Source organism: Brevundimonas sp., assembly GCF_031082345.1.
In the GTDB taxonomy this organism is placed as follows: Bacteria; Pseudomonadota; Alphaproteobacteria; order Caulobacterales; family Caulobacteraceae; genus Brevundimonas.
In genome coordinates this window covers 5,247-11,265 of record NZ_JAVHLH010000017.1, presented here as the reverse complement: position 1 = coordinate 11,265, position 6,019 = coordinate 5,247, and the positions used below count along the sequence as shown (strand labels likewise).

6 protein-coding genes and 1 pseudogene are annotated in these 6,019 nt (G+C 69.1%); 4 read left to right on the top strand and 3 right to left on the bottom strand.

Features of this window, described 5'->3' with window-relative positions:
• Nucleotides 1-2,127: ergothioneine biosynthesis protein EgtB (gene egtB, locus RDU12_RS02205; RefSeq protein WP_308684039.1), on the top strand; the 2,127-nt coding region annotated here is incomplete at its 5' end.
• 79 nt (nucleotides 2,128-2,206) lie between these two features.
• On the opposite strand, the gene RDU12_RS02200 is transcribed toward egtB, so the two are convergent.
• Both RDU12_RS02200 and RDU12_RS02195 read right to left on the bottom strand, forming a co-directional pair.
• Nucleotides 2,207-2,428 (bottom strand): general stress protein, encoded by a 222-nt coding sequence (locus RDU12_RS02200; RefSeq protein ID WP_300291217.1) that lies wholly within the window; start codon nucleotides 2,426-2,428, stop codon nucleotides 2,207-2,209.
• 114 nt (nucleotides 2,429-2,542) lie between these two features.
• Entirely contained in the window at nucleotides 2,543-2,713 is a 171-nt protein-coding gene (locus tag RDU12_RS02195) for a hypothetical protein (RefSeq protein WP_308684038.1), read from the bottom strand.
• 137 nt (nucleotides 2,714-2,850) lie between these two features.
• On the opposite strand from RDU12_RS02195, the gene RDU12_RS02190 reads away from it, so the two are divergent.
• Nucleotides 2,851-3,141 carry a hypothetical protein gene (locus RDU12_RS02190; RefSeq protein ID WP_300291214.1) on the top strand — a complete coding sequence of 97 codons (291 nt, stop codon included), beginning with the start codon at nucleotides 2,851-2,853 and terminating at the stop codon, nucleotides 3,139-3,141.
• Here the strand turns inward: RDU12_RS02190 and RDU12_RS02185 are convergent.
• The gene (locus RDU12_RS02185) at nucleotides 3,138-3,839 is read right to left on the bottom strand and encodes an MBL fold metallo-hydrolase (protein ID WP_300291212.1); all 702 of its coding nucleotides are present in this window, start codon (nucleotides 3,837-3,839) and stop codon (nucleotides 3,138-3,140) included. The genes RDU12_RS02190 and RDU12_RS02185 overlap by 4 nt on opposite strands.
• Before the next feature lie 192 nt (nucleotides 3,840-4,031).
• On the opposite strand from RDU12_RS02185, the gene tig reads away from it, so the two are divergent.
• Both tig and RDU12_RS02175 read left to right on the top strand, forming a co-directional pair.
• Entirely contained in the window at nucleotides 4,032-5,375 is a 1,344-nt protein-coding gene (tig, locus tag RDU12_RS02180) for a trigger factor (RefSeq protein WP_300291210.1), read from the top strand.
• Between the two features lie 131 nt (nucleotides 5,376-5,506).
• Nucleotides 5,507-6,019 (top strand): annotated as a pseudogene (locus RDU12_RS02175) (hypothetical protein); the annotation flags it as partial.

The following is a 6,019-nucleotide window of genomic DNA, read 5'->3' as shown; positions in this document are numbered from 1 at the left end:
GGCGCCTTGATCGACGAGTTCCGCCGCGTCCGCTGCGCCATGCCGGCGCTGGCCTGGGGGCTGAGCCCGGAAGACCTGGCCGCGCAGTCGATGCCCGACTGCAGTCCGGGCAAGTGGCACCTGGCCCATACCAGCTGGTTCTTCGAGGCGATGATCCTGGCCGGCGAGCCGGGCTATGAGCCGGTCGATCCGCGCTTCCAGACCCTGTTCAACAGCTACTACGAGGCCCTTGGCGAGCGGGTGGAGCGGCGCGAACGCGGACTGATGACCCGCCCGTCGTTGGACGAGGTGCTGGCCTACCGTCGCGAGGTGGACCGGCGGATGGAGGCCTGGCTTGAGCGCGGCGCGCCGGAGGGGCTGCAGGCCTATCTGTTCACGCTCGGCCTCCATCACGACCAGCAGCATCAGGAGCTGTTCCTGATGGATCTGCTGAACCTGATGTCGCGTTCGCCGCTGGACCCGGCCGCCTATGACGCCGAGCCGCGCCGCTCGCCGGCGCAGCCCCGGCGGGGCGGCATGACCCGGTTCGAGGGCGGACTGGTGCGGATCGGCCATGACGGCGGCGGCTTCGCCTTCGACAATGAGGGCCCCGCCCATCCCCAGTGGCTGGAGCCCTACGGACTCGACCACGACCTGGTCAGCAACGCCGACTGGATCGCCTTCATCGAGGACGGCGGCTACGCCCGGTCGGAGCTGTGGCTGTCCGACGGCTGGGCGGCCGTGAAGGCCGAAGGCTGGACGGCGCCGCTGTACTGGTGTGGTGACGACGGGGACTGGACCACGATGACGCTGGCGGGCCGGCGGGCGGTCGATCCCGAGGCGCCGGTTCGGCACGTCAGCTTCTACGAGGCCGACGCCTACGCCCGCTGGGCGGGTCGCCGCCTGCCCACCGAAGCGGAGTGGGAACACGCGGTCCGCTGCCGTCCGGAGGTGTTTTCGAACGCTTTCGGCGAGGTCTGGCAGTGGACCTTGAGCGCCTACGCCCCATATCGGGGGTTCAGGCCGACCGAAGGGACCGCGTCTGAGTACAACGGCAAGTTCATGGCCAACCAGATGGTGTTGCGCGGATCTTCGTGGGCGACGCCCGAGGGGCATGGGCGGGCCAGCTACCGGAATTTCTTCTATCCGCAACAGAGGTGGGCATTCATGGGACTGAGACTGGCCACGGACCTTCCCGCTCCACCGGCGCGGGCCATGGGCGAGGGCGAAACCGCCCGTTTCCGCCGCGACCTGCTGGCGGGACTGGGCCGTACGCCCAAGTCCGCTTCGCCGAAATGGTTCTATGACGCCGAAGGATCCCGCCTGTTCGAGGAGATCACGCGGCTGCCGGAATACTACCCGACCCGGCAGGAGGCGGCGCTGCTGCGCGAGGTCGTCCCCGCCTGGGCGGACCGGTTCGGCGCCGGCGCGGCGCTGGTCGAGTTCGGTTCGGGCGCCAGTGAAAAGACGCGGATCGTGCTGGACGCGGCGCCCGACCTGGCCGCCTATGTCCCGATCGACATCAGCGCCGACGCCCTGAGCGCCGCGGCGCGGCGCATCGACAAGAGCTACCCCGGGCTGAAGGTCGCGCCGCTGGTCGGCGACTTCCTGCATCTGGCGGCCCTGCCCGAGGGCATCGGGAACGGGCGGCGGGTCGGCTTCTTCCCCGGCTCGACGATCGGCAATCTCGAACGGGCCGAGGCCGAAGCCTTCCTGATCGCGGCCCGGCGCCAACTGGGCGAGGGGGCGCTGTTCATTCTCGGGGTCGATCTGGTCAAGGCACCCGAGGTGCTGATCGCGGCCTATGACGATGCGGCCGGGGTGACGGCGGCGTTCAACCGCAATCTTCTGGTCCGCGCCAATCGCGAACTGAAGGCGGGCTTCGACGTCGACAGCTTCGCGCACCGCGCCGTCTGGAACGCGGAGGCGTCGCGCATGGAGATGCACCTGGAGGCGACGCGGGACATGGAGGTCGAGATCGACGGCCGCGCCATCGCCTTCCGCAAGGGCGAGACCATCCACACCGAGAACTCGCGCAAATTCACCGAGGCGTCGGTCCGCGAACTGGCGGCGGCCTCGGGCTGGACGGTCGCGGCGTTCGAGGCCGGGCCCGAACCGTCGGTGGCGCTGGCCCTGCTCGAGGCCTGAGGCCGGAGCCCGTCGCCCGGGCATGGAAAGGGCGGCGCCGGGAGCCGGCGCCGCCCTCTATTCCGTTCGCCGCCGCGTCCTATTCAGACGGGCGCGCGTCCTTGGTGCGCGACCCGTGCGAGGCCTCGCCGCCCTTGCGTCCCGCCTGCGCGGCCAGGCTGCGGTCCTGCGAGAAGCTGCGCTTTTCACTGGGCACGCTGGCGCCGCCCTTGCGGGCGATCTCCCGCTGCCGCTCGGGATCCATCGAGGCGAAACCTCGCTTGGAAACACCGGAGGCTCGGGTGGGCTGACCTAAAGCCATTGCAATGTCCTTTCACGCCGACTGTCGAGGTTGCAGGAATGAACCCCTGCGGGGCTGTCCGGTTCCGGCGCGGCTCTCACGGAAACGCGAGCGAATCAGGGGGTTTGTCGAACCTCAGTCCGCGGCTCCGCCATAGGGGCGGGAGTCGCCTTCGCCGCCGCCGCCGGGTTCGGGCGGCGGCATTTCGTCGGGCGTTCCGGAGGGGTCGATGTCCGGGCCGGGCGTATCCGGCGGCATGATGTCCGGTTGGGGCGTGCCGGGCGGGGTGGGCTCGATATAGGTCATGGCGGCCTCCTTCACCGGGATCAACGCGGCGGCCGGGGGGCCGTTCAATCACGATGTCGGCGACGCCGCCGGCGCCCCGGAACCCGGCGCGGGCGCGCGGATTGAACAGCCGAACCCAACCACAGGAGCGCCCCGACATGACCGAGACCTACGCCAACCCAACCCCGCCCGAGGACATCGAGGACGTATCCGACCTGGAGTCGACCCGGCTGGAACGGGAGGCCGACGCCCTGCTACTGGAGGACGAGGCGCGCACCTTCGGGCCGCGGCCGATTCATGAAGCGGTGCGCGAGGACGCCGCCGCGGCGCGCGACTGGGGCCGGACCCGCGCGGAGCGGATGCGGCGCGCGGTCGAGGACGAGCCGATGAAGGCGACCCTCTACGCCCTCGGCCTCGGCGTCGTCATCGGGATGCTGGTCGCGCGCTAGGACGGACCTGAAGCCGGGCGCGCGATTGGCGCTCGGCTCATGGCCTGGTCCGAGACGAACGGATTGGTGCGGCGTTCGGCCCCGAAGGTCGAGCTCGGCCCGTGCCCGGGCACGAAGGCGACGTCGTCGCCCAGCGGCCAAAGCCTGGTCGTGATGGCGTTGAGCAGGGCGGCGTGGTCGCTCCGCGGAAAGTCGGTGCGGCCGATCGAACCCTGGAACAGGACGTCGCCGACCTGGGCGAAACGGGCCTCGCGGTTGAAGAAGATCACGTGGCCGGGCGTGTGGCCGGGGCAGTGAAAGACCTCCCAGGTCGTCTCGCCGAGCGTCAGCACGTCGCCGTTCGCCAGCCAGCGGGTCGGGGTGAAGCTGCGCGCCTCGGGCAGGCCGTACATCTTGCCCTGGGCCGGGATGCCGTCGATCCAGAACTGATCGTCCGGATGCGGGCCGATGATGTCGAGCCCGGTCTTCTCCTGCATCTCGGCCGCGCCGCCGGCGTGATCGAGATGGCCGTGGGTGATCCAGATGGCCTCGAGCGTCAGCCCCTGCTTTTCCACTGCGCCGAGCAGGGCGTCGACCGAGGCGCCGGGGTCGATGATCGCGGCTTTCAGGGTCTTGCGGCACCAGACGAGGGTGCAGTTCTGCTGCAGCGGGGTGACCGGGAAGACGGCGACGCCGATCGGGGGAGGGGACTGATCCATGTCGGCTGGATAGCGCCTCCGGCCGGCCGCTGAAACCCGGATCGGTGCGGGTTCACGTTGACCTTTCGGGCGGTCATCGACATAAGGGCGGGCTTCAAAGGCGCCGCCTCGAAAGGGCGGCCCTTGTTGCTTTACCCACACCGCGCAGCGCCAGCCTCAAGGGCGCCGCCCCAGAGCGTCAGAATCCCGACCATGCAAGTCGTCGAAAAGTCCAACGAAGGCCTCAGCCGCGTGATCGCGGTGACCATCCCCGTCGCGGAGCTGAACCAGAAGCTGGACGCCAAGCTGAAGGAAGTCGCGCCGCAGATGAAGCTCAAGGGCTTCCGTCCCGGCAAGGTCCCGACGTCGCACGTCAAGAAGACCTTCGGCCGCGACCTGATGGGCGAGATCGTCAACGAGGCGCTGAACAGCTCGAGCCAGAAGGCGCTCGACGACGCCAAGCTGCGCCCGGCCGCCCCGGCCGAGATGAAGCTGACCTCCGACATGGACAAGGTCATCCTCGGTCAGGAAGACCTGGCCTACGAAATGGCGCTGGAGGTGATGCCGGACTTCACGCCGGTCGACGTCAAGACCCTGAAGCTGAAGCGCCCGACCTATGAGGCGACCGACGCCGACCTCGACGAGGCGCTGACCGAACTGGCCGGCCAGGCCAAGTCGTACGAGGACAAGAAGGGCAAGACCGTCAGGGCCGCCGAGGGCGACGAGGTCACCATCGACTTCCTCGGCAAGCTGGACGGCGAGCCGTTCGAGGGCGGCGCCGCCGAGGACGCCCAGCTGGTGATCGGCTCGGGCCGCTTCATCCCGGGCTTCGAGGAGCAGCTGACGGGCGCCAAGGTCGGCGAGGAGAAGGTCCTCAACGTGACCTTCCCCGAGGACTACCAGGCCAAGCACCTGGCCGGGAAGGCCGTGACCTTCGACGTCACCGTCAAGGCCATCAAGGCCGAGGCCCCCGCCGTGGTCGACGAGGACTTCGCCAAGCGCATCGGCCTGGAGTCGCTGGACAAGCTCAAGGAGCTGCTGCGCGACAATCTGAACCAGCAGTACAAGGGCGCGGCCCGCTTCAAGCTGAAGCGCGCCCTGCTGGACGAGCTGGACAAGGCCCACGACTTCCCGCTGCCGCCCAAGATGGTCGACGCCGAATTCGACGGCATCTGGGGCCAGGTCCAGGCCGACAAGGAAGCCGGCAACCTGCCGGAAGAGGACGCCAAGAAGTCCGAGAAGAAGCTCAAGGAAGAATACCGCAAGATCGCCGAGCGCCGCGTGCGCCTGGGTCTGGTGCTGGCCGAGATCGGCCGCGCCAACAACGTCCAGGTCAGCGACCAGGAACTGAACAACGCCATCATGAACGAGGCCCGCAACTATCCGGGCCAGGAGCGTCAGGTGCTGGACTTCTATCGCCAGAACCCCAACGCCGCCGCCCAGATGCGCGCCCCGATCTATGAGGAGAAGGTCTGCGACCTGATCTTCGACCAGGCCAAGGTGACCGACGCCAAGATCACCAAGGAAGAGCTGCTCAAGGAAGACGACGACCTGTAGTCTTTCGTGGCGCGGGGGCCCGGTCGCACACCGGCCCCGCGTTCGTTCCCTGCCGCCCCACTACCCGTCCACTACCATTTGCTGTAGATTGGACGGGAGGCTCGCCTTAGGCGGGAGGTGGAGGGGTGATCATGCTCTGGGCAGGTCTTCTCGCGGCCGTGGCGCTGGGCGCGTCGGCCCCCCAGGACGCGGCGCCGACGACGCCGCCCGTCGCCGTCGCCCAGGACCCGGATACGCCCACCCAGCTCGAGGATGTCGTGGTCAGCTCCACCCTGGAGCAGCTGACCCGCGAATTCGTCGCCACGGCGTCCGCTCCGGCCAACTACCGGGGCCTGGCGCGGTGGGAGCGGGAACTGTGTCTCGGGGTCGTCGGGCTGCGGGCCGACGCCGCGCACCAGATCATCGATCGCGTCTCTGACGTCGCCCGCGAGCTTGAGGTCCCGTTGGGCGAACCCGGGTGCGCGCCGAACGCCGTCATCATCGGGACCGACGACGCGCGGGGCATGGCGGCCCGGCTGGTCGGCGAACGGCGGAGCGCTTTCCGCATCGGTTTCAGTCGTTCGAACCGCGGATCAAGGGCGCTGGAGACCTTCCGCACCTCCGAGGACGCCGTTCGCTGGTGGCATATCAGCTTCCCCTACGGT

Coding starts and splice junctions, on each gene's coding strand:
- RDU12_RS02195 (WP_308684038.1), bottom strand. CDS start 2,713: ATGACCTATATCGAGCCCACCCCGCCCGGCACGCCCCAACCGGACATC.
- tig (WP_300291210.1), top strand. CDS start 4,032: ATGCAAGTCGTCGAAAAGTCCAACGAAGGCCTCAGCCGCGTGATCGCG.
- RDU12_RS02190 (WP_300291214.1), top strand. CDS start 2,851: ATGACCGAGACCTACGCCAACCCAACCCCGCCCGAGGACATCGAGGAC.
- RDU12_RS02185 (WP_300291212.1), bottom strand. CDS start 3,839: ATGGATCAGTCCCCTCCCCCGATCGGCGTCGCCGTCTTCCCGGTCACC.
- RDU12_RS02200 (WP_300291217.1), bottom strand. CDS start 2,428: ATGGCTTTAGGTCAGCCCACCCGAGCCTCCGGTGTTTCCAAGCGAGGT.